This is a genomic window from Pseudofrankia sp. DC12 (genome assembly GCF_000966285.1).
Lineage (GTDB): Bacteria > Actinomycetota > Actinomycetes > Frankiales > Frankiaceae > Pseudofrankia.
The window spans coordinates 5,422,454-5,442,401 of record NZ_KQ031391.1 but is presented as its reverse complement, the minus strand read 5'-3'; the positions used below and the strand labels follow the sequence as shown (position 1 = coordinate 5,442,401).

Here is a 19,948-nt window from a genome sequence, read left to right as displayed (position 1 = left end):
CGAGGTTCCGTTCATTGTCGACCCCGCGCCGTCAACGGCCACCGTCGACGACAGTCCCGGACGGACCGGTCTCACCTGGTTACCAGCCGGGCCGGCGACGACGCGGACGATCAGGCGGGGACGAGCCTGACCTGCATCTCCTTGATGCCGTTGATGAAGTTCGAGCGCAGGCGGCGCGGCGCGGCCAGCGGCTCGACCCGGGCGACGCGGCGGGCGAGGGTCCGGTACATGATCTCGATCTCCAGCAGGGCGAGGTGGCGGCCCAGGCAGAAGTGCGGGCCACCGCCGCCGAAGCCGACGTGCGGGTTCGGGTCCCGGCCCACGTCGAACGTGTGCGGGTTCTCGAACACGGTCTCGTCGAAGTTGGCCGCCGTGTAGTACATGAGGATCTTGTCGTTCTCGCGGATGAGCTGGCCACCTAGCTCGACGTCGCGGGTGGCGGTGCGCCGGAAGGCCATCACCGGGCTGACCCAGCGGACCATCTCGTCGGCCGCCTTGCGGGCGAGCCCGGCCGGGTCTGCGCGCAGCCACTCCCACTGGTCCGGGCTTTCGATCATCGCCTGCATGCCGCCGGAGATAGCGTTGCGGGTCGTCTCGTTGCCGGCGACGATCAGCAGGATGAAGAACAGGTCGAACTCCAGCTCGGAGAGCTCGCGGCCGTTCTCGTCCGGCACCACCAGCTTGCTGACGATGTCGTCGACCGGGCAGGCGCGCTTGGCGGCACCGAGCTCGTTGGCGTAGGCATAGGCCTCCACCGCGGCCTGCAGGCCCTCGTCGGGGGCCGGTGCCAGCTCCGGGTCGTCGGCCGAGAGCATCCGGTTCGACCATTCGAAGATCTTGTAGCGGTCCGCGTTGGGGACCCCCATCAGCTCCGCGATGACGACGAGCGGCAGCTCGGCCGCGCACATCGTCACGAAGTCGCCGGAGCCCGTGGCCAACGCCTTGTCCACAATTACTTCGCAGGCATGTTCGATCTTCTCGGCCATCCGGGCGGCGGAGCGCGGCGTGAAGCCGCGGTTGAGCAGGCTGCGCAGTCGGGTGTGGTCCGGCGGGTCCAGGTTGACCATCATCATCTGCTGCTCGGCCAGCGACGTCGGCGTCTGTTCGTTGAGGAAGCAGGTCTGCCGGTACGACGAGAAGATCTCCGGGTTGCGCGAGACGAAGTTGACGTCGGCATGCCGGGTCACCGACCAGAACCCGTTCGGCTGCTCGAAGTCCGGGTGACGGAAGACCGGGGCCTCGGTGCGCAGCACGGCGAACTGGCCGTGTGGCAGGCCCTTGACGTACAGCTCCGGGTCGTAGATGTCGATGCTGTCGAGGCTGATCCGAGCTGCCATGGGGACCTCCGGGTGCGGCGGCGACCGGTACGCCGAACAACGGGTGGGCGGGGACCACGGTCCCGTGGGGGCGGTGCTCGTGATGGCCGGCGCTGGCGCTCCCGCCCTCCCGATGGCCGTCACTAGAACACGTTCTCACTTGCTATGAGACCTGAGTAGCCGTCAGGTTGCAACCCCTACGGGCCTTCCAGTAAAGGGCAAGTTTGTAAAGTTGCCAAGACCCCTACGGCCCTGTCAGCACGGAGCAGTTTTGTAAAGCCAACGACCGGCTGGCCCACCCGCGCCACCGGCCCGGCCGGTGCACCGTTCACCTGGGGAAACACGACGTCGCCGAGGCAGGCCGACCGCCGGCGTCCGGGCCAGAGCGGTCGTGGCGAGCCTCGGCGACGGTGGCCGACGCCCGGACGGTGCCAGCCGTGACGTGCCGGCAGGGGCGGGCCGGGCTGGGCTGGGACCGGCTGGGCTCAGCGCAGCTCGTCGACGTAGGCGTCGGTGCCCGGCAGGGTCGGGATGAACGGCGCGACGAGCTCAAGGCGGCCGACGCCGCCCCGCTCGGCCTCCTCGCCCGCCCGGGCGAAGGACTCGTCCCACACCTGCCGCGGGTCGGTCCCCAGGAACCACAGCACGGTGACCCGCCGGCCCAGGCCCTCGACCTGCTTGACGTAGGACATCCGGTTGTCCGGCAGCGGCAGCGGCGTGAAGAACAGGCCCATCGCGACGCCCGACCCACCGAGCACCCGCGGCGCCCGCCTGGTCCGGAGCCAGTCCAGGACCCGGGCCACCCCCGTGCCGCCGCCTCCCTCGCTGACGTCCGCCGACTCGGCCGGCGCGTCGATGACCTCGACCACCAGCCCCTGGTACGGGTACTCCAACGCGTGGATGTCACGCGGCTGGGCCGCGGCTCCCGGCGCCGGCGTGTCCCGGTAGGCGGCCCCCAGGTAGCGCTGGAACGCGGTGAACACGTGGTCGCGGTCCAGGTAGACCCGGCCGTCGGGGAGCAGGCGCTGGTTGGTGGCCACCGTCCAGCGCATGTGGTCCTCCTGGCGGCCCTTCGTGATCCAGTAGGTCGCGATGTAGCAGCCGAGCGTGACCGGCTGGGCGATCACCGAGTCGTGCGGCCGGCGCAGCAGCTGCAGCTCGCGGGTGGCGACCCAGCGACGGCCGGTGAACATCCACGGCATCGCCATGGCGCCCGCGAAGAAGTGGTCGTCCTCGTACCAGCGGTTGTAGGCGCGCTCGTGGCCCGGCCGCGGCTCGACCATCGTGATCAGGGCCGAACCGATCTCCACCGCGTACGGGCCGGCCGCGGCCAGGTCCGTGTAGGCCTGGTCGGGCTCGGCCCAGGCCACCGGCCCGGTGTGGCGCCCCGGCTGGCCAGTCGTCTGGCCTGGCTCGCTGGTCGTCGTCATGGGGGCTCCTTCGTGAAGATCACCCGAGCACCCGACGGAGGCCGCCGGCCAGGCCACGTCGCGGGCCTGGGAAGCGTAGGCCACCATGTCCGGGCGAATCTGTCGACCCGTCAGAAAATCTTCTACACTCCCGCCCCGTGAACGCGACCGCGCCGCAGCCGGCGCCCCTGCCCGCCCCCGGTTCTCTCGCCTTCGGCATGCAGCTGCCGGTCCAGGCACAGAGCACGCTGTTCGCCGAGCCGTGGGAGCGGACCGCCGGACCCACCGAGCTCGCCGCCGTGGCCGTGGCCGCGGACGAGGCCGGCTTCGACTACGTCGGCGTGTGCGACCACGTCGCGATCCCCCGCCGGCTCGCCCCGGCGATGGGCACGGTCTGGTATGACACGGTCGCCACGCTCGGCTGGCTGGCCGCGCGAACGACCCGCACCCGGCTGCTCTCGCACGTCTTCAACATCACCTACCGGCATCCGCTCCTGACCGCGAAGGCGTTCGCGACCCTGGACGCGCTGTCCGGCGGCCGGGTGATCCTCGGCGCCGGCGCCGGGCACGTGCCGGAGGAGTTCGCCGCGCTCGGCGTGGACTTCCGCCACCGCGGCCGGCTTCTCGACGCGGGGCTCGCGGGCGTCGACGCCGCCCTGCGCGACGAGTTCCCGGCGGTGGCCGGCGGCGAGACCCCCGGTCTCGACGGCGGCCTCGGCCAGGCGCCCCGACCGGTCCAGGCGCCGCGGCCACCGATCTGGGTCGGCGGGTCGTCGCCCGCGGCGGTCCGCCGGGCGGCCCGGTACGAGGGCTGGCTGCCGCAGGGCACCCCGCGCGGCGAGATGCGCCCGTTGGTCGAGCTGTTCGCCAAGGAGCGCGCCGCCGCCGGGTTCGAGGCGCCGGCCGCGATCGGCACCGTCACCGAGTGGCTCTACGTCGGCGCTGCCGGCTGGGACGTCGACCGGCCGTGCGTGAGCGGCCCGCCCGCGCGGCTGGCCGAGAACCTGCGTGAGTACGCGGCACTCGGCGTCACCCACCTGCAGGTACGGTTCCCCAGCCGCACCCAGGCCGAGCTCGTCGACCAGGTCGCCGCGTTTGGCGCCGAGGTCGGCCCCCTGCTCGCCGGCTGAGAACCACGCGCGGCTCGCCGTGCCGCTCAGAGCACCTGCTTCGCTCCGTCGGCCGCGAGCTACAGCCCCGTCCTCCGCAAGCTACGGACAAGACCTACGCCCGCGTCCTCCTGCCCTCAGAGCAGGTCCGCAAGTACTCGCAGCTGGGCTGGGTCGCGGATTCCGCCGACGAGGAGCGTCGTGACCGGAGAGTCGCGCCAGAGGGCCAGCCGCTCGCGGATGCGGGCGAGCGGGCCGACCAGCGCGATGCCGTCCGCGAGGTCGTCGGGAACGGCCGCTGCCGCCGCGGCCCGGTCGCCGGCGAGGAACAGCCGCTGCACCTCGGCGGCCTCCTGCGCGTAGCCGAGCCGGCCGATCAGGTCGAAGTGGAAGTTGGCCGTTTTCGCACCCATCCCGCCGATGTAGAACGCCACCATCCACTTGACCAGCTCCAGGCCGGCGGCGACGTCGTCGGTGATCGACACCGTCACCGGGCAGGCGATCTCGAAGCCCGGCCTGGCGGCGGCCAGCGCGTCGGCGTACGTCTTCGGGCCGCGGTCGGCGTGGTAGAAGACCGGCACCCAGCCGTCGGCGATCTCGGCGGCCAGCGCGACGTTGCGGGGCCCCTCGGCACCGAGATAGATCGGCACCTGGGCGCGCAACGGGTGCAGGATCATCTTCAGCGGCTTGCCCAGGCCGGTGCCACCCGGGTACGGCAGCGGGTAGTGCGGTCCGTCGGCCGTCACCGGATCCTCGCGGGCCAGCGCCCTGCGGACGATGTCGACGTACTCGCGGGTGCGTGCCAGCGGCTTCGGGAACGGGACGCCGTACCAGCCCTCGACCACCTGCGGCCCGGAGACGCCGAGCCCGAGGATGACCCGGCCGCCGGACAGGTGGTCGAGCGTGGCCACCGTCATCGCGGTGCACGCGGGGGTGCGGGCCGAGAGCTGGATCAGGCCGGTGGCGAGCTTGATCCGCTTCGTGTGGGCGCCGTACCAGGCCAGCGGGCTGACGGCGTCGGACCCCCAGGCCTCGGCGGTCCACAGCGAGTCGTACCCGCAGTCGTCGGCAGCCCGCACCAGCTCCAGCTGGGGGGGCGGGCTCGCCGGCCAGTAGCCGAGGTTGAGGCCCAACTTCAGGTCCGCGGTCATCGCGTCTCCTCGTCTCGATCCCGCCAGGCGTCGTCGGCCGGACGTGCGCGTACCCGGACAGCGTTGCGGATTTCTAGAACTCGTACTAGTTTTCCGCTGCTGAACCAGTGACGCATGCCACTCCCCCACCTCGCCGGGCCGCCCGGTACACGGAGGCGACGATGCAGGTCCAGGACCGGCTGTTCATCGGCGGCGGCTGGGTGGCGCCGGCCGGGACGAGCACGATCGAGGTGGTCTCGCCGCACAGCGAACAGGTCGTCGGCCGGGTGCCGGAAGGTACCGTCGCCGACCTCGACGCCGCCGTCGCCGCCGCCCGGGACGCCTTCGACAACGGCCCCTGGCCGCGGCTTTTACCGGCGGAGCGGGCCGGCGCCATCGGCCGGCTCACGGCGGTGCTGAACCGGCGCGCCGAGGAGGCCGCCCAGGTGATCAGCACCGAGATGGGCAGCCCGGTCAGCTGGGCCCTGTTCGGCCAGGTCTACTCGGCGACGTTCGCGCTGGACTACTTCGCAGGCCTGGCGCGGACCTTCCCGTTCAGCGAGGTGCGCGCGGGCATGCTCGGCCCGGCGCTGGTCCGGCGGCTGCCGGTCGGCGTCGTCGGGGCGATCGTGCCGTGGAACGTGCCGCTCTACGTGACAGCACTCAAGCTCGGCCCGGCGCTGGCGTCCGGGTCGACGATCGTGATCAAGCCGGCGCCGGAGACGCCGCTGTCCGCGATCCTGCTCGCCGAGGCGGTCGAGGAGGCCGGCCTCCCGCCGGGCGTCGTCAACATCGTGCCGGCGCACCGCGAGGTCGCCGAGCACCTGGTCCGCCATCCCGCCGTCGACAAGATCAGCTTTACCGGCTCCACCGCGGCCGGCCGGCGCATCGCGGCGATCTGCGGCGAGCGGCTGGCCCGCTGCACCCTGGAGCTCGGCGGCAAGTCGGCGGCTCTGCTGCTCCCTGACGTCGACCTCGACGCCGCGCTGCCGGGCCTGCTGCCGGCCGCGCTGATGAACAACGGGCAGGCCTGCGTCGCGCAGACCCGGCTGCTCGCGCCGCGGGAACGCTACGACGAGATCGTCGAGGCGGTGGTCGCCAAGGTGGGCGCCATGAAGGTCGGCGACCCGTTGGACGCCGCCACCGAGATCGGCCCGCTGGTAGCCGCCCGCCAACGCGAGCGGGTCGAGGGCTACATCGCCGCCGGCCGGGAGGCAGGCGCCAAGGTCGCGCTCGGCGGCGGCCGGCCAGCCGAGCTAGAACGCGGCTTCTACGTCGAGCCGACCGTGTTCTCCGAGGTCGACAACGGCATGAAGATCGCCCAGGAGGAGATCTTCGGGCCGGTGCTGGCGGTGATCCCCTACTCGGGCGTCGACGAGGCGGTCGCGATCGCCAACGACTCCCGCTACGGCCTGTCGGGCTCGGTGTGGACGGCCGACACCGACCGCGGCCTCGAGGTCTCCGCCCGGATTCGCACCGGAACGTTCAACGTCAACACGTTCATGCTGGAGAACGCGGCCCCGTTCGGCGGGTTCAAGGAGTCCGGCGTCGGCCGCGAGCTCGGGCCGGAGGGCCTGTCCGCGTACCTGGAGTACCAGTCGGTGAGCCTCCCGGCGGGCTGGGCTCCCGCGCCGGGGCAAGCCGCGCCGACAGCCGAGGGAACTGGCTCCGCCGGAGCGCAGGGGTGAGCGCCGACGCGGCCCCCGCCGCCTTGGCCGCCACCGGGGCAGGCCTCGACGGGCCTTCCCCCGGCGAGATCCTGCTGTTCCTGTTCACCCGCAGGGACGGCATGTCCGAGGAGCAGTTCCGCGAGCACTACCTCGGCGTGCACGCGCCGATGAGCGTGGCGCACTCGACGGCGACCGGCCGCTACGTCGTCCGCCTGGTCGAGGGCGGCCACGGCTCGCTGCCGCTGCCGGTCGACGCGATCACCGAGATCCACACGGCGTCCGTCGACGCCTTCGTCGACCCGGAGCAGGGCTGGGACTCGGCGGAGAACTGGAAGCTGGTGATCGACGACGCGGCGAGCTTCCTGGCCGGTTTCCACATGTACCGGGTGAGCCGCGAGGTGCTCGTCCCGGCCGCCGGCGCGGCCGAGCCGACCACCGTGCGGGCACGCACGCCCGGGGTCGTGCTCGCCCAGATCTTCCTGGACGGCGCCGCGGCGCAGGACGCGACCGACGAGGCCGCCGGCCCCGCCGCGATCCCGGGCACCGTCCGTTACCGGGTGCTCGGCACGCTCAGCCCCGACGCCCCGCCGGTGCACGCCGTCGACCTGGTGACGCTGCCGGACGCGACGGCGGCGCGCTACCGCTCGCACGCGTACGTGCTCGGTGAGTACGTGCAGCAGCCGTAGAAGACGTGAGATGCACCTTCCCGCCGGCTCGTCAGCAGAGAGCGAGGCCCTGAGGCCATGAAGACCAAGGCTGCCGTGATGTGGGAGCTGAACCAGCCATGGGTGGTCGAGGAGATCGAGCTCGACCCGCCGAAGGCCGGTGAGGTGCTGGTCCGGTGGCACACCGCCGGCATGTGCCACTCCGACGACCATCTGCGCACCGGGGACATGGGCGCGGGCACCCCGATCGTCGGCGGCCACGAGGGTGCCGGCGTGATCGAGGCCGTCGGCCCGGGCGTCACCACCCTGGCCGAGGGCGACCACGTCATCTGCACGTTCATGCCCAGCTGCGGCCAGTGCCGCTGGTGCGCCAGCGGCCGGTCGAACCTGTGCGACCTCGGCGCGAACCTGATGATGGGCTACGGCGTCGACGGCACCCCCCGGTTCCACGCCCGCGGCCAGGACTGCTCGGCGATCTGCTTCCTCGGGACGTTCAGCGAGTACGCCGTGCTGCACGAGCGCAGCGTCGTGAAGATCGACGAGGACATCCCGATGGACGTCGCGGCGCTCGTCTCCTGCGGTGTCCCGACCGGCTACGGCTCGGCGGTCCACACGGCGAAGGTCGGGCCGGGCGAGACCGTCGTCGTCGTCGGCGCCGGCGGGGTCGGCATGAACGCCATCCAGGGCGCGCGGATCGCCGGCGCGGAGCGGATCGTCGCCGTCGACCCGGTGGCCGGCAAGCGGGACTCGTCGAAGCTGTTCGGCGCGACCCACACCGCGGCCGGCTTCGACGAGGCGACCGCCCTGGTCCGCGACCTGACCCAGGGTGTGATGGCGGACGCCGCGATCATCACCATCGGCGTCGTCCGGGGCGAGGAGCACATCGCACCGACGATGGCGCTGGTCTCCAAGGGCGGCCGGGTCGTCGTCACCGGGGTGACGCCGGTCTTCGACGCGGACGTGAAGCTCTCGCTGTTCGATCTGACGATCTTCCAGAAGGAGCTGCGGGGCAGCCTGTTCGGTGCCTGCAACGCACGTGCCGACCTACCGGTGCTGTTCTGCCTGTACCGGTCCGGCCAACTCAAGCTGGACGAGCTGATCACCCACCGCTACCCACTCGGGGAGATCAACACCGGTTACGCGGACATGCTCGCGGGACGCAACATCCGCGGCGTCATCGTGCACGACGTGGGCTGACGGAGGCGGGCATGGCTGACGGAGGCGGGCATGGCTGACACGGCGGAACCCACCAGCTACGACCGGCTCTCCGGCGGCGCCACCGGCCCGCAGGACCAGGCCGAGCCGGCCCACGGCGCCGGCCCGGTCGGCCTGGTCGACCGGACGATCCTGGTCACGGGCGTCACCGGCCAGGTCGCCAGGCCGCTGGCGATCGCGCTCGCCCGCACCAACACCGTCTACGGCGCGGCCCGGTTCAAGGACGCCGCGCTGCGCGACGAGCTGACGGCCGCGGGGGTGCGCTGCACCCCGGTCGACCTCGTCAGCGGTGACCTCACCCAGCTGCCCGAGCGGGTCGAGTTCGTGCTGAACTTCGGCGTCGTCAAGTCGAACCGGTGGACCGTCGACCTGGACGGCAACACCGGGGGCACGCTGGCGCTGGCCGAGCGGTACGCCGGGATCGCGACCGCGTTCCTGCACTGCAGCTCGGGAGCGGTCTACGCGCCGGACCACGACGGCCTGCTCGCCGAGAGCCACGACCTGGGCGACAGCCACGCGGTCTGGCCGTTCCTGCACACCTACAGCATCAGCAAGATCGCGTCCGAGGCCGCAGCCCGGTACGCCGCGCGCCGCCACAACCTGCCGACCACGATCGCCCGGCTCAACGTCCCGTACGGGCCGACGGCCGGCGGCCTGCCGGACTACCACCTGCAGATGATGGCCGCCGGGATGGCGGTGCCGGTCTTCGGCCCGAACGAGGCGGACGCGACCCCTACCCGCTACCAGCTCCTGCACGACGACGACACCGTCGCCATGATCCCCGGGCTGCTGGCGGTCGCCGGCGTGCCGGCGACGACGCTGAACTGGGCCGGGCCGGAGACGGTCAGCGTCCAGGAGTGGTGCGCCGAGCTAACCGCACTGACCGGCATCCCGGCGACGTTCGACTACACCACGGCGACCCTCGGCAGCGTCGTCATGGACCTCAGGACGCTGCACGAGCGGGTCGGCATCGCCCTGGTGCCCTGGAAGGAGGGAGTGCGCGCGATGATCGCATCGCGCCACCCGCACCTGGTCCGTGACGAGGCCGAAGCGCCGTCACCGGCCAGCTGACCTGACCGGGCGTCAGCAGGGCGGCCCCCGGCGGCGCCCGGCCTGACCACCCTGGAAGCCGATGGCCACGCCGGTCACGGGCCTCAGGCCGGGCAATACGCGGTGACTGGTGAACACGGTCACATGCCGGGTTCTGACGCACCGTCGGGTCGTCGCCTTACGCTTACCGTGTGTCTCCTACCGACGCACCCGCCCTGGACAAGCCCGCCCGCGCGCGGTCCCGAGCCGGGGCCGGTACCGCGGCAGCGCGGCTCAAGGTCGGCACGGAACCCGGCCACCAGCCCGGCCCGGCCGGCGCGGCGGCGGCGCCGGAGGCCGGCCCCGAGAGCGCCGCGGGCGCCGGGCCGGACCCGCGGACGACCGCGAGCGGACCGGCGCCACGCGCGGCCGACGGCCGGGTCCCGGGCCGCCGCGGGCTCGCGACGAGGGCCCGTCTGCTGGAGTGCGCCGCGGCGATGCTGGAGAGCACCCCGTACCGCGAGCTGACCGTCACCGACATCAGCCGCGAGGCGGGAACGTCGCCCGCGACGTTCTACCAGTACTTCGTCGACATGGAGACGGCGATGCTGGTGCTCGCCGAGCAGGTCGCCGACCAGGGCGCGCAGCTGTCCGGCCTCGTCGGCGACAGGCCCTGGCGGGGCGTGACGGGGTGGCGCGGCGCCGAGGTTCTCGTCGACGGGTTCCTGTCGTTCTGGACGAACCACCAGCCGGTGCTGCGGGTCGTCGACCTGCTCACCGAGGAGGGCGACCAGCGGTTCCGCCGGGCCAGGGTACGGATGCTCAACGCGATCACCCGAGCGCTCGCCGCGGTGATCGAGGAGGCGCAGACCCGGGCCGGCCGCAGCGCCGAGCTGGAGCCGATGGCGATGGCCGGAGCGCTCGTCTCGATGCTCGCGCACGTCGCCGCGCACCAGCCCGGCTTCGAGTCCTGGGACATCCACGTCAGCGAGCTGCGCGAGGCCATGGTCCGGCTGGTCTTCTGGGGCGTCACCGGCCCGAAGGTCCCCCGCGTCATCTAGGGCGATCGGCCGGAACCGGGCGCGGAGCGCCCTTCGCAGACCTCCCAGATCGACTCCGTCGATCCGGCAGGGACCCCGGCTCCGCCTGGTCAAGCGCTGAGCGCCCTCCCCTACGCGGTTCGTGGTGAAGCTGGAAGCCAGGGGCCGGAGCTGTTCCTACTCGGGATCTTGGGTCCTATTCGCCCGGCGGCGGACGGCGCGTCAGGTGGCGGGGCCGCCCCATTGGCCGGGGGGCTGCGGCGAGCCTGGCTGCTGCTGGGGCCACGGGATGGCGCCGCTCGGCGGGCCGGTGACCGGCGGGTACGGGCTGGGGCCGGCCGGCGGCGCGTAGCCGGGGGCGGTGTAGCCGGGGCCACCCGCGGGCGGCCCGTAGCCGGGAGCCGGCGCGGCCCCGTAGGCGGCCACGGCCCCGGCGGCGACGCCGACGGCGGCCGGGCGGCCCACCTTCGGCTCGATCCGGCGCAGCATGACGGTGGTCAGGTAGAGCATCGCCGCGCCGATCACCGCGGCCAGGATGATGTCCAGGAACCACACCCCGGCGGTGTGGTTCCACAGCGCGTCACGCGGGTCGCTGTCCGGCGTGCGGCCGAGGAACTCCACGGCGTTCAGGTCGTCGGTGGAGGCCATCGCCGCGAAGCCCCAGCGGGCCGGGGCGAGCCAGCTCAGCTGGGCCAGCCCGACCGAGTTGCTGACGGTGATCAGACCTCCGGAGAGCACCAGCTGCGCCATGGTCACCAGCACCAGGAACGGCATCGTCTTGTCGGCATTGTCGACCAGCGTCGAGACGAGCAGGCCGATCATCATCGACGCGAGCGCGGCGACGATGATCGCGATGAGGCATTCCAGCAGCGGCGAGCCGAGCGCGGCGGCCTCGGGCGGCGTGCGGCCGAGCAGGCCGATCAGCGTGAACACGAAGCACTGCAGCGTGGTGATGCCGGTAAGGACGACGACCTTCGAGCCGAGGTAGGCCGTTCTGGACAGGCCTATCGTGCGTTCTCGGCGATAGATGTCCCGTTCCTTGACGATCTCGCGGACCGAGTTCGCCATGCCCATGAACGACGCGCACAGCACGAGCACGACCAGCACCTTGGCCGCGTCCCCGTTGGGCCGGTTGGCGATGACGCCCAGCCCGTGCGGTGCCGGGATCACCCGGGGGATCACGCCCAGCAGGATCGGGAACAGCGCGATCAGCCGCAGGTACGAACGGTCGGCGACGATGACCTTCAAATACCGGCGGGTCAGCGTCGACAGCTGGAAGGACACCGGCTGCTGGCGCACGCTCGGCAGCGCGGGTGGGGCCGTGCGCACGAGCGGCGCGACCATCGCCGACGGCACGTAGTACTCCGAGCCGCGGAACCGGGCCGCCATCTGCTCGCCCGGGGTCTCCTCCAGCTCGCGGAAGGTGTCGACGAAGTCCTTGAAGTCGGTGCGCTGGAAGTACGTCAGCGCGCCTTCCGGCGGCCCGAAGTAGGCGATGTACCCGCCCGGCGAGAGCACCAGCACGTAGTCGCAGCGGTCGAGGAACAGCACGCTGTGGGTGACGACGATGACGGTGCGGCCCTGCTCGTCCGCGGAGCCCGCGCCACCGCCCTTCGCCAGGTTGCGCAGCGTGTCCATGACGGCCTTGTCGTTGGCCGGGTCGAGGCCGGAGGTCGGCTCGTCGAGGAACAGCAGCGACGGCCGCGTCAGCAGCTCGAGGGCCACGCTGGTGCGCTTCTTCTGGCCGCCCGACAGCCGCGAGACCGGGGTGTCGGCGTGCTGGGTGAGTCCGAGCTCGCCGATCACCTCCTCGACCCGGACGCGGCGCTCGTCCGCGGTGGTGTCGGCCGGGAACCGCAGCTCGGCCCCGTACTCCAGCGCCTCCCGGACGGTCAGCTGGGCGTGCAGCGGGTCGGCCTGCGGCACATAGCCGATCCGGCGGCGCAGCTCGTCGTACTCGTCGTAGAGGTCGCGGCCGGCGTAACGGACGGTGCCCGCGTCGGCCGGCCGGAAGCCGGTGAGCGCGTTCAGCAGCGTCGACTTGCCCGCGCCGGACGGCCCGACGACGCCGAGCAGCGAACGGGCCGGCAGCCGGAACGTCATGTCGTGCATGAGCTGTTTCGTGCCCGCCCAGACGTTGAGGCTCTGGGCCTCGAACGCGACGTCGCCCGAGTCGCGGTACTCGACCAGCGACGCGCCGTCGAGCTGGAAGAGGTGATGCCCGACCGCGATCACGTCCCGCTGACTGATCGGGGCCCGCGCCACCCGCTGGCCGTTGACGAACGTGCCGTTGGCCGTGCCCAGGTCGACGACCTCGGCCGCACCGTTCGGGTGCAGGTAGATCTCCGCGTGGTGGCGGGAGGCGAGCAGGTCGGGGACGGTCACGTCGTTGTCCCGCGACCGGCCGAGCCGAATCCGCCCGGCCGTGATCGCGTGGAACTTACGGGCGGTGGGCACGGACGGGTTCGCGCCGGTCGGCAGGTCGATCGCACCGCTCGCCGGGCCACCCGGGCCGTGCTGGCCCGGCTGGTCGTGCCGGGCCGTGCCGCGGGCCGAGAGATCGGCCGCATCCGATGGCACCGGCGCGCTACTCGCCGCGGGCGACAGCGGCGCAGCGGCGGGGCTGACGGGTCTGACGGGTCTGGGCGGTCCGGCGGGGCCGGCGGAGCTAGCGGGGCTGGCGGGGCTGGCAGAGCCAGACAGGCCGGCAGGGGTGGCGCTGTTCCATGGTCGCTCGGTCGGGGCCGAGGGTGAGGCCGGGGCGGCGGACGGCGTCAGCCGCCCGCTCGCCACAGGCGGCGAGACCGGCGGTGCGGCCGGCGACGCGGTCGCGGAGACAGCGGCGAGTACGACCTCCGGGCCGTCGACGCCGCCGAGCCGGATCCGGGCCTCTTCACCGAGGGACAGCTCCAGCTCGGTAATTTGCCGGCCGTCGCGCCAGATCCCATTGGCACTCTTGTCGACGGCCCGCCAGCCGGCGGCGGACGGCGAGAGCTGCACGTGCTGCCGCGACACCTTGCTGTCATTGACCCGCACGGCCGAGTCCCGGGACCGGCCGATGAACGCGGGTTCGGAGCCCTGGAGCCGCACCTCGCCAGAAGATGTCGTCACTCGAAGCGTGGTGCTGCCCACCCGGATTCCCCCAAAGAAGTCGACCTTTGGCCTGACAGGCTAGTGCGCCTGGGTAGCTGACGGAACGGACAGATGCCCCCCAGCCTGTCTCGTTTGCGACCCGAAAGGCCTCCGGCATCCAGTTACCTCGCGCTATCGGCAGAAGTCCGCCCCGGCCCGGTCGTGCCCCACGTCGCCGCGGGCCGCCCGCGCGAGGCCTGTCTCAGCGTGCCCGCGAGGCCGGCTCGACTCATACGTGGCGGTCACTGGCCAAGCCCCAGCCACAGCCACAGCAGATGAGTGACGAGACATTCCGCGGAGCGTCGCGCCTACATCGGCGGTGCCCCGGAGCCGCCAGCACCTGCGGTGTCCCTCCCCGGTTCGGACCTCGCCCCATTCCGCCAGCACGCGCGCTGTCCCAGCTCGGCCCAGACCTGGCGGTCACCAACCAGGCCGCCACCACAGCCAGGGCACATGAGTGAACACAGAGATTCCAAGAAACATCGCCCCAGTGCCTGCTGCACCGCGGCGCTTCCGACGCCCGGCCCGGACCCCGGCCCCCGTCCGCCCGCCCGCACTCCCGATGCCCGGCCCCATGATCCGCCAGCCCCCCGACGCCCGTGCCTGGGCTCCCCCGGTCACCGGCGCCGTCCCGCCTGATCCCAGGCGCCGACTTGCCTGCGCAGACGCCGATCAAGCGGCTACCTGGGCATTCTGCTGCACTTTGATCGAGAACTGCGCACCCATGTCTCAGGTGGTACACGCTTCCGGTCGGTCGAGGTCAGGCCGTAGGTTTGATCCCATGGCGCACCGTCGGTCACGGTATGTCGCGTATCTTCGTCGGTCGGTTGACCAGACGGGCGAAGCGTTGGGCGTCGAGGCGCAGCGGCAACTGATCTTGTCGTGGGCTGCGGTCCAGGGTGTGGAGATCGCCGAGTTCTACTGCGACAACGGGATCACGGCGAGCCGTGACGATGTCGTGCGGCCGGACTATGAGCGGATGATCGCGGAGGTCGCTGCCAGCGCCGATGTGCCGATGGTGCTCGTGGTGGAGGCGTCCCGGCTGAACCGGGAAGAGGTCGCGGTCGCCGCGTTCTCCAAGTTGATGCGCCAGGCCGGCGGTTCGGTCGTGGCGATCGACATCACCGGCGGGGCCACGGTCTATGACCTGGCGACGACAGCCGGACGGGTGGCGTTCCGTGACAAGGCGACGGATGCGGTCAACGAGTCCGAGCAGATCTCTGACCGGATGTACCGGTGGCACGCCCGTAAGCGGGCCGCGCACGAGTGGTCCGGTGGCGGACGGCCGTATGGGTGGCGCCGGACAGCGGCGCTGTCCCCGAACGGCAAGAAGATCATTGTGACGTGGGTGGTCGACGACGAGGCCGCGGCGGTCGTGCGGGAGATCGCCCGTCGTCTGACCGGTGGTGAGGCTACGGGGACGATCTGCTCCGACCTGAACCGCCGGGGTATCCCCGGGCCGGGTAAGACCCACCACGACCATGAACAGACGTGGTGGGCGATGACGTCGATGCGTCAGATCATGCGGAACCCGCGTCTGGCCGGCTGGTACGCCGAACGCACGGGTGATGGTGGCTGGTCACGGGTCGAGCGGACCGACCGGTTCCCCGCCCTGCTGTCTGACGCCGAGTTCGACGCGGTCCAAGTCGCGTTGGACGCGGTCAGCCGCCGGCGGGCCACGGGTACGGCCGCGCGCCGGCTGCTGTCCGGGATCGTGGTCTGTGCGGTATGCCAGTCGAAGCTACGGGCCGTCCCGCTGGGCGAGGGCTACCGGTACCACCACGCCCTGTTGACGATGTCGCGCAAACGGACCGTGAAGGACTGCGCCGGGCCGACGTCGATCGACGGCCCAGCCCTGGAGAACGCCGTCCGCAAGGCCGTAACCGGCTACCTGGCCCGCGAGCGCTGGGACCGGCCCGAGGACACCCCGGCAGGTCTGGTCGAGCAGAAAGCCGCGAAGGAACGCCGCCTGGACGAACTCGCCGCCCAGGTCGCCGCCGAGACGATGACGTTGGAGCTAGCCGGCCGCACCGAGAAAATCATCCTCGCCGAGATCGCCGAACTCGACCGCAAGATCCGAGGACGCCGCCAGGTCCGCCGCTCACTCGCCGGGCCAGACGCCGCGAAGACGTGGGCGACCGCGAACACGACCACCCCGCAGGGACTGGCCGCCGCCCGCAAGGTCCTCACCGACGTGGTCGACCGCGTCGAGATCACCCCGGGCCTGCAAAGCCGCCGGGCATTCGACGTCACCCGTGTCCGTATCCGCTGGGCCGACGAACTCCCCGACAACGACGGCCAGGACCCAGACCGCGCCGAGCGCCCCGACAGCGACACCGCGCACACCTAACCCGCCGGCACCCCACACCGTCCGGTCGCAGCGGCCCCCGATCCCCAGCCAGGATCGGGGGCACCGGCCCCCAGGCGCCCGACCCGTCAGCGGCGACCCGCAGAAGGTTCGCCGGTCTCACCGTCCGCCAACGCCGTCAGAACATCCACGATCGACGCCACCCGGGCAGCACTCGGCGCAGGAGCCCGCGCGAGCTGCGCAGCCACCCACCGCCCGACCGCATCCGACTCAGACACACCGGCAGCCGTCACCGCCCCGTCATCGCCGGCCAGGACCGGCGAGCCAGCCGCCCGCGCCACCGGCCGAGCACCACGCCCACCAGGCCCAGCCGCACGGCGACCCGCCCGCCGGGCAGACGCGGACCGGGCCGATCGGCCCGCCGCCGTGACCTCCGCCGCCGCGGCGGGGGCCCACCCACCCACCCCCGACACGTCCGCTCCCACCTCGTCGACCGACACCACCGGCACAGGGACAGGGTCAGGGTCAACAGCCAGAGCGGCACCTACGGTGCTCACCTCCACCCCGGCCAACAGCCCGCCAGGTTCGCCGGAGGGCTCCGGTTCGACGTCGAACGGCAACGCGTTCTCTCCCGGCAGCGGACCAGACCGACGCCCTCTCATGACCCACCACCCCGCACGGGGTCACGGCCACGGCCGGCATACCGCCAGGACCCGAGAACCACGGTCTGTGGGTCACCGTCGAGCCGGCCGAACTCATCGACCGCCACATAGCCGCCGGTCTCATCGGTGGCGAACGGACGGCCGGTCAGGGCCGCCGCGAGCATCCGCGCCCACCGGCGCCGCACCGACCGCACCGCCCCGAACGTCGTCGAGTACCGCCGACTTTTCGTGATCCAGTGGCCGCCGAACCCGAAACCGTGCGACCAGCGCAACAGCCCGACGGTACGGCCCGGAGCACGGCCCGCCGCAGCGTCGAGCGCTTCGGCAAAGGCCCGGTCGGTGCCCAGCCGCCAGCACGCTTGCACCAACCGCCGAGGGTGATCCCGCAGCCGCAGCCGCGCCAGGTGCGCCAGCGACCGGACCCGGGAGTCGAGCGCGCCGCCGTCGAGCGTCGATTTCGTCAGATACTTCGCGAGGTAGTTCGCGACCTTCCCCGCGTCCGTGTCCCCACCGAGGCGGATACGGCGGATATCGACCTGTCGGCCCCAGCCCACCGCGTACCGGCCATCCGTCGCAGGCTGCACGGGCAGCGCTCCGGCCGTGTCCAGCAACGCCACCCCGGCAGGGTCGGGAGCATCCACGGCCACCGTCGCGAGCACGTCACGCAGGCAGTCCGCGACCAGCTCCCCGGCCGCCCAGCCCGGCGCGACCGTCAGCCCGCCATCACCGTCCCGCCCATCAACCCGGATCACCACATGCAGGTGGACCAGGCCCCGCCGCTGCATCTCCGCAACCTTGATAAACGACACCCGGACCGCACGGCGCAGCCCGGTGACCGTCAGACCGGCAGCAGACGCCACCGCGGATTCCAACCGATCCCGCGTCGCCTTCCACAACGTGGGCAGCATGCTGTTCCAGACGACCGCCCGGCCGTAGTCAAAGCAGCGCGGACAGAGCGGTTCCCCGAGGCGCCGGTCATCGGCGCCGTGGCGCACGGTGCAGCCGAGCGCCCGGCCGTGTTCACAGGTCCCGCGTCGTTGCCGGCACACCTGCGATTCGGCGCCCTTGCCGGCCCGGCGGGAATGCACCGCCCCGAACGACGGAGCGGTCAACGTCACGAACCAGGCGGGACATCCCGCGAGCCGGGCCGCGCTGTCTTTCCCGCCGGCCAGGCCGGTCACGACGATCCGCCGCGCGTCGCGCTGGTAAAGCTTGGAGCAGGTAGGGCACGCCGACGCCCGCCGGTTGCTGCACCGCACATGCACCACCGGCGGACCCGACGCCCGGCGGATCTCCCCCGTCGCCAGGTCAACGTGATCGGTCTGTCCGGCCAGCCGGATCGGACGGACACACTCCCCGCCGCCTGCCGTGTCGGTGGCCATCGTCAGGCCCCGCCGCCGTCGAGACCGTCGAGGCCGTTGCGGCGCCGCCAGTCGGCCGCCCACCGCTCCCAGCCGTCTACATCGTCCTCGTCGATCCGGGGCGGACCAGCCGGCTCGGCAGGGGGCAGAGCCGCCGGCGGGGGCGGGGGCCACCAACCACGCAGCGGCACCGTCGGCGGATCGGCCAGGCCGCCGCCGTCCGCCCACGCCACACCACTGCCAGGCGCCGCCTGGTAAGGAGTCAGGTCCGGTACCCAGCCGCCCACCGGCCCCGGCAGCGCCGGCACATCCGGCACCCCGGGCATGTCCGGCGCGTCGGCTAGGTCGGGCCGGTCGGGTGCGGGGAACGGGTCCCCAGTGCCGAAGATCCGCGCGACTAGACGTATGTCGTCGTCGTCCTGCCAGGCCGCCCGGACCAGCGAGGGCACCGGCTGGTCATCGGTGCGGACGTAGCCCGTGCCGCCCGCGTCCATCGCGATCGTCTCGGCGTGCGCGCCGGCCGCCCACGACCCCCGGCCAAGGACAAGGTCCGCCTGCCCGGCTTCGGTCATCCGCAGCGCAACCCGGGTAGGGAACAGGTCCCGGAACGGGACCGTCTCCTTACGCGGGTCCTGCACCCCAGCGACTACGACGAAGCCGGGTGCGCGGCCTTCCGCGAGCAGCAGCGGCACCGACAACGCCACCCGCTGACGAATCGCCGACGGCGCATACGACGCGGCATGCGCCAGCTCATCGAGCAGGATGACCACCAGCGGATCACCCGGCGCCGGCACATGTGTCCGCGCGACCCCGCGCAGCCGCCCAGCACGGGCCTGCATCCGCTCCACCGCCTCATCGAGGAGATCGGCGATGTCGTCCAACGTGTAGGCGAACTTCGCGAACAGGGGTGCGCCGAAGGCGAGTTCCATCCCGCCCTTGGGATCACACGCCCAGATCTCGACGAGCCCGGCACGGACCGCCGGGGCGAGTGCCCGCACGATCGCCCACAACACCGAGCCCTTACCGGCCCCGGTCGCTCCGGCGACCAGGACGTGGGAGCCGGCCAGCGGCAGCAGCCACGGACGGCCGTCCTCCCGCCGCCCCACCGGCACCGCCCGCAGGTCCACCAGACCCGACCCGGCAGACCGTGTCGCCGGCCGCGAACCCGACCCCGGCAGCGACCGCGCCGCCGGCACGCCCGATCCGTCGTTGCTGTCCGTCGTGGCTGGCAGTGGGTCCGGGTCCACCGTCCGGGCCAGCGGGTCGTGCATCCGCAGCAGGACCGTGGCCCGCCCGGCGTGCAGCGGGTCACCGGACAGGGCCAGTGACCGGACGCCGAGTGCCGCCGCGAGCGCCGGACGGGCGTTGTCGAGGTCGCCGAGGGACTGGCCGGCGCGGACCTGGACCGCCAGCTCCAAGCCGGCCGGGGTCGTGCGTATCCGGCGGACCCGAGGGGTTCGCTCCCAGGCCACCGACAGCCGGCACGCCCGGCACGCTCCCGCCCACCGCCGCCGCCACCGGCCCCCGGCCAGCCACCCGGCCAGGCCCGCGCGTAGCCGGCCCACGCCCAGGACCAGCCCGCCGGCCACCACCAGCACCACCCGGCCGCCGGTCGAGCCGCTGAACATGCCCAGCGTCAGCAGCACACCGACCCCGAGGGTCAGCTCACGCCGCCAGTCCCACACCCACCGGGCCACCACCCGCCCGACCATCCAGGCCACCGACGGGCGCACCAGAAGGCGAAACCCCCGCGACGTCATCCGCGCCGAGCCCACCGTGAACATCCTTGACATCACCCGCACCCCACTTCCGATCACAGACCGAAGACCAGGACGAACCGGCGCGAAGGGCCGGGAGACGACGACGGGCGGCCAGCCCAAGGCCCGAAGGCCAGGGCCGCCG

Annotated in this window: 13 protein-coding genes; 7 read left to right on the top strand and 6 right to left on the bottom strand. The window is 72.5% G+C overall.

The window, feature by feature from the left end; translation table 11 throughout:
• Nucleotides 1–110 precede the first annotated feature (110 nt).
• Together FRADC12_RS21880 and FRADC12_RS21875 are read right to left on the bottom strand one after the other, a co-directional pair.
• Nucleotides 111–1,337 carry a cytochrome P450 gene (locus FRADC12_RS21880; RefSeq protein WP_084011096.1) on the bottom strand — a complete coding sequence of 409 codons (1,227 nt, stop codon included), beginning with the start codon at nucleotides 1,335–1,337 and terminating at the stop codon, nucleotides 111–113.
• A gap of 464 nt (nucleotides 1,338–1,801) precedes the next feature.
• The gene (locus tag FRADC12_RS21875) at nucleotides 1,802–2,746 is read right to left on the bottom strand and encodes a hypothetical protein (RefSeq protein WP_198153001.1); all 945 of its coding nucleotides are present in this window, start codon (nucleotides 2,744–2,746) and stop codon (nucleotides 1,802–1,804) included.
• Between the two features lie 137 nt (nucleotides 2,747–2,883).
• Here FRADC12_RS21875 and FRADC12_RS21870 point away from each other — a divergent pair, with 137 nt between their 5' ends.
• Nucleotides 2,884–3,855, top strand: a complete 972-nt coding sequence (locus tag FRADC12_RS21870) for a TIGR03619 family F420-dependent LLM class oxidoreductase (protein ID WP_084011095.1) — start codon at nucleotides 2,884–2,886, stop codon at nucleotides 3,853–3,855.
• Nucleotides 3,856–3,971: 116 nt separating this feature from the next.
• On the opposite strand, the gene FRADC12_RS21865 is transcribed toward FRADC12_RS21870, so the two are convergent.
• Nucleotides 3,972–4,985, bottom strand: a complete 1,014-nt coding sequence (locus FRADC12_RS21865; protein WP_045878046.1) for an LLM class F420-dependent oxidoreductase — start codon at nucleotides 4,983–4,985, stop codon at nucleotides 3,972–3,974.
• Between the two features lie 161 nt (nucleotides 4,986–5,146).
• Here FRADC12_RS21865 and FRADC12_RS21860 point away from each other — a divergent pair, with 161 nt between their 5' ends.
• The 5 genes from FRADC12_RS21860 to FRADC12_RS21840 all read left to right on the top strand — a co-directional run bounded on the left by FRADC12_RS21860 (nucleotide 5,147) and on the right by FRADC12_RS21840 (nucleotide 10,604).
• Nucleotides 5,147–6,652, top strand: coding sequence for an aldehyde dehydrogenase (locus tag FRADC12_RS21860; RefSeq protein ID WP_045878045.1), 1,506 nt, complete (start codon nucleotides 5,147–5,149; stop codon nucleotides 6,650–6,652).
• Complete coding sequence (locus FRADC12_RS21855; RefSeq protein ID WP_045878044.1) at nucleotides 6,649–7,320, top strand: EthD domain-containing protein; 672 nt, start codon at nucleotides 6,649–6,651, stop codon at nucleotides 7,318–7,320. The genes FRADC12_RS21860 and FRADC12_RS21855 overlap by 4 nt, the downstream gene beginning before the upstream one ends.
• Nucleotides 7,321–7,377: 57 nt before the next feature.
• A complete protein-coding gene (locus FRADC12_RS21850) occupies nucleotides 7,378–8,496 on the top strand; it encodes an NDMA-dependent alcohol dehydrogenase (RefSeq protein WP_045878043.1) in 1,119 nt (372 codons plus the stop codon).
• A 30-nt stretch (nucleotides 8,497–8,526) separates the two neighbouring features.
• Nucleotides 8,527–9,585: an NAD-dependent epimerase/dehydratase family protein gene (locus FRADC12_RS21845; RefSeq protein ID WP_232303955.1), complete on the top strand. Its 1,059-nt coding sequence runs from the start codon at nucleotides 8,527–8,529 to the stop codon at nucleotides 9,583–9,585.
• Nucleotides 9,586–9,755: 170 nt separating this feature from the next.
• Nucleotides 9,756–10,604, top strand: a complete 849-nt coding sequence (locus FRADC12_RS21840) for a TetR/AcrR family transcriptional regulator (protein WP_084011094.1) — start codon at nucleotides 9,756–9,758, stop codon at nucleotides 10,602–10,604.
• Between the two features lie 201 nt (nucleotides 10,605–10,805).
• Here FRADC12_RS21840 and FRADC12_RS21835 read toward each other — a convergent pair whose 3' ends face one another.
• Nucleotides 10,806–13,715: an ATP-binding cassette domain-containing protein gene (locus FRADC12_RS21835; RefSeq protein WP_157488983.1), complete on the bottom strand. Its 2,910-nt coding sequence runs from the start codon at nucleotides 13,713–13,715 to the stop codon at nucleotides 10,806–10,808.
• Between the two features lie 562 nt (nucleotides 13,716–14,277).
• On the opposite strand from FRADC12_RS21835, the gene FRADC12_RS21830 reads away from it, so the two are divergent.
• The gene (locus FRADC12_RS21830) at nucleotides 14,278–16,065 is read left to right on the top strand and encodes a recombinase family protein (protein ID WP_084011093.1); all 1,788 of its coding nucleotides are present in this window, start codon (nucleotides 14,278–14,280) and stop codon (nucleotides 16,063–16,065) included.
• 616 nt (nucleotides 16,066–16,681) lie between these two features.
• On the opposite strand, the gene FRADC12_RS21825 is transcribed toward FRADC12_RS21830, so the two are convergent.
• Both FRADC12_RS21825 and FRADC12_RS21820 read right to left on the bottom strand, forming a co-directional pair.
• Nucleotides 16,682–18,067: a replication initiator gene (locus FRADC12_RS21825; RefSeq protein WP_349305894.1), complete on the bottom strand. Its 1,386-nt coding sequence runs from the start codon at nucleotides 18,065–18,067 to the stop codon at nucleotides 16,682–16,684.
• Between the two features lie 2 nt (nucleotides 18,068–18,069).
• Nucleotides 18,070–19,830, bottom strand: coding sequence for an FtsK/SpoIIIE domain-containing protein (locus FRADC12_RS21820; protein WP_052711077.1), 1,761 nt, complete (start codon nucleotides 19,828–19,830; stop codon nucleotides 18,070–18,072).
• Nucleotides 19,831–19,948 lie beyond the last annotated feature (118 nt).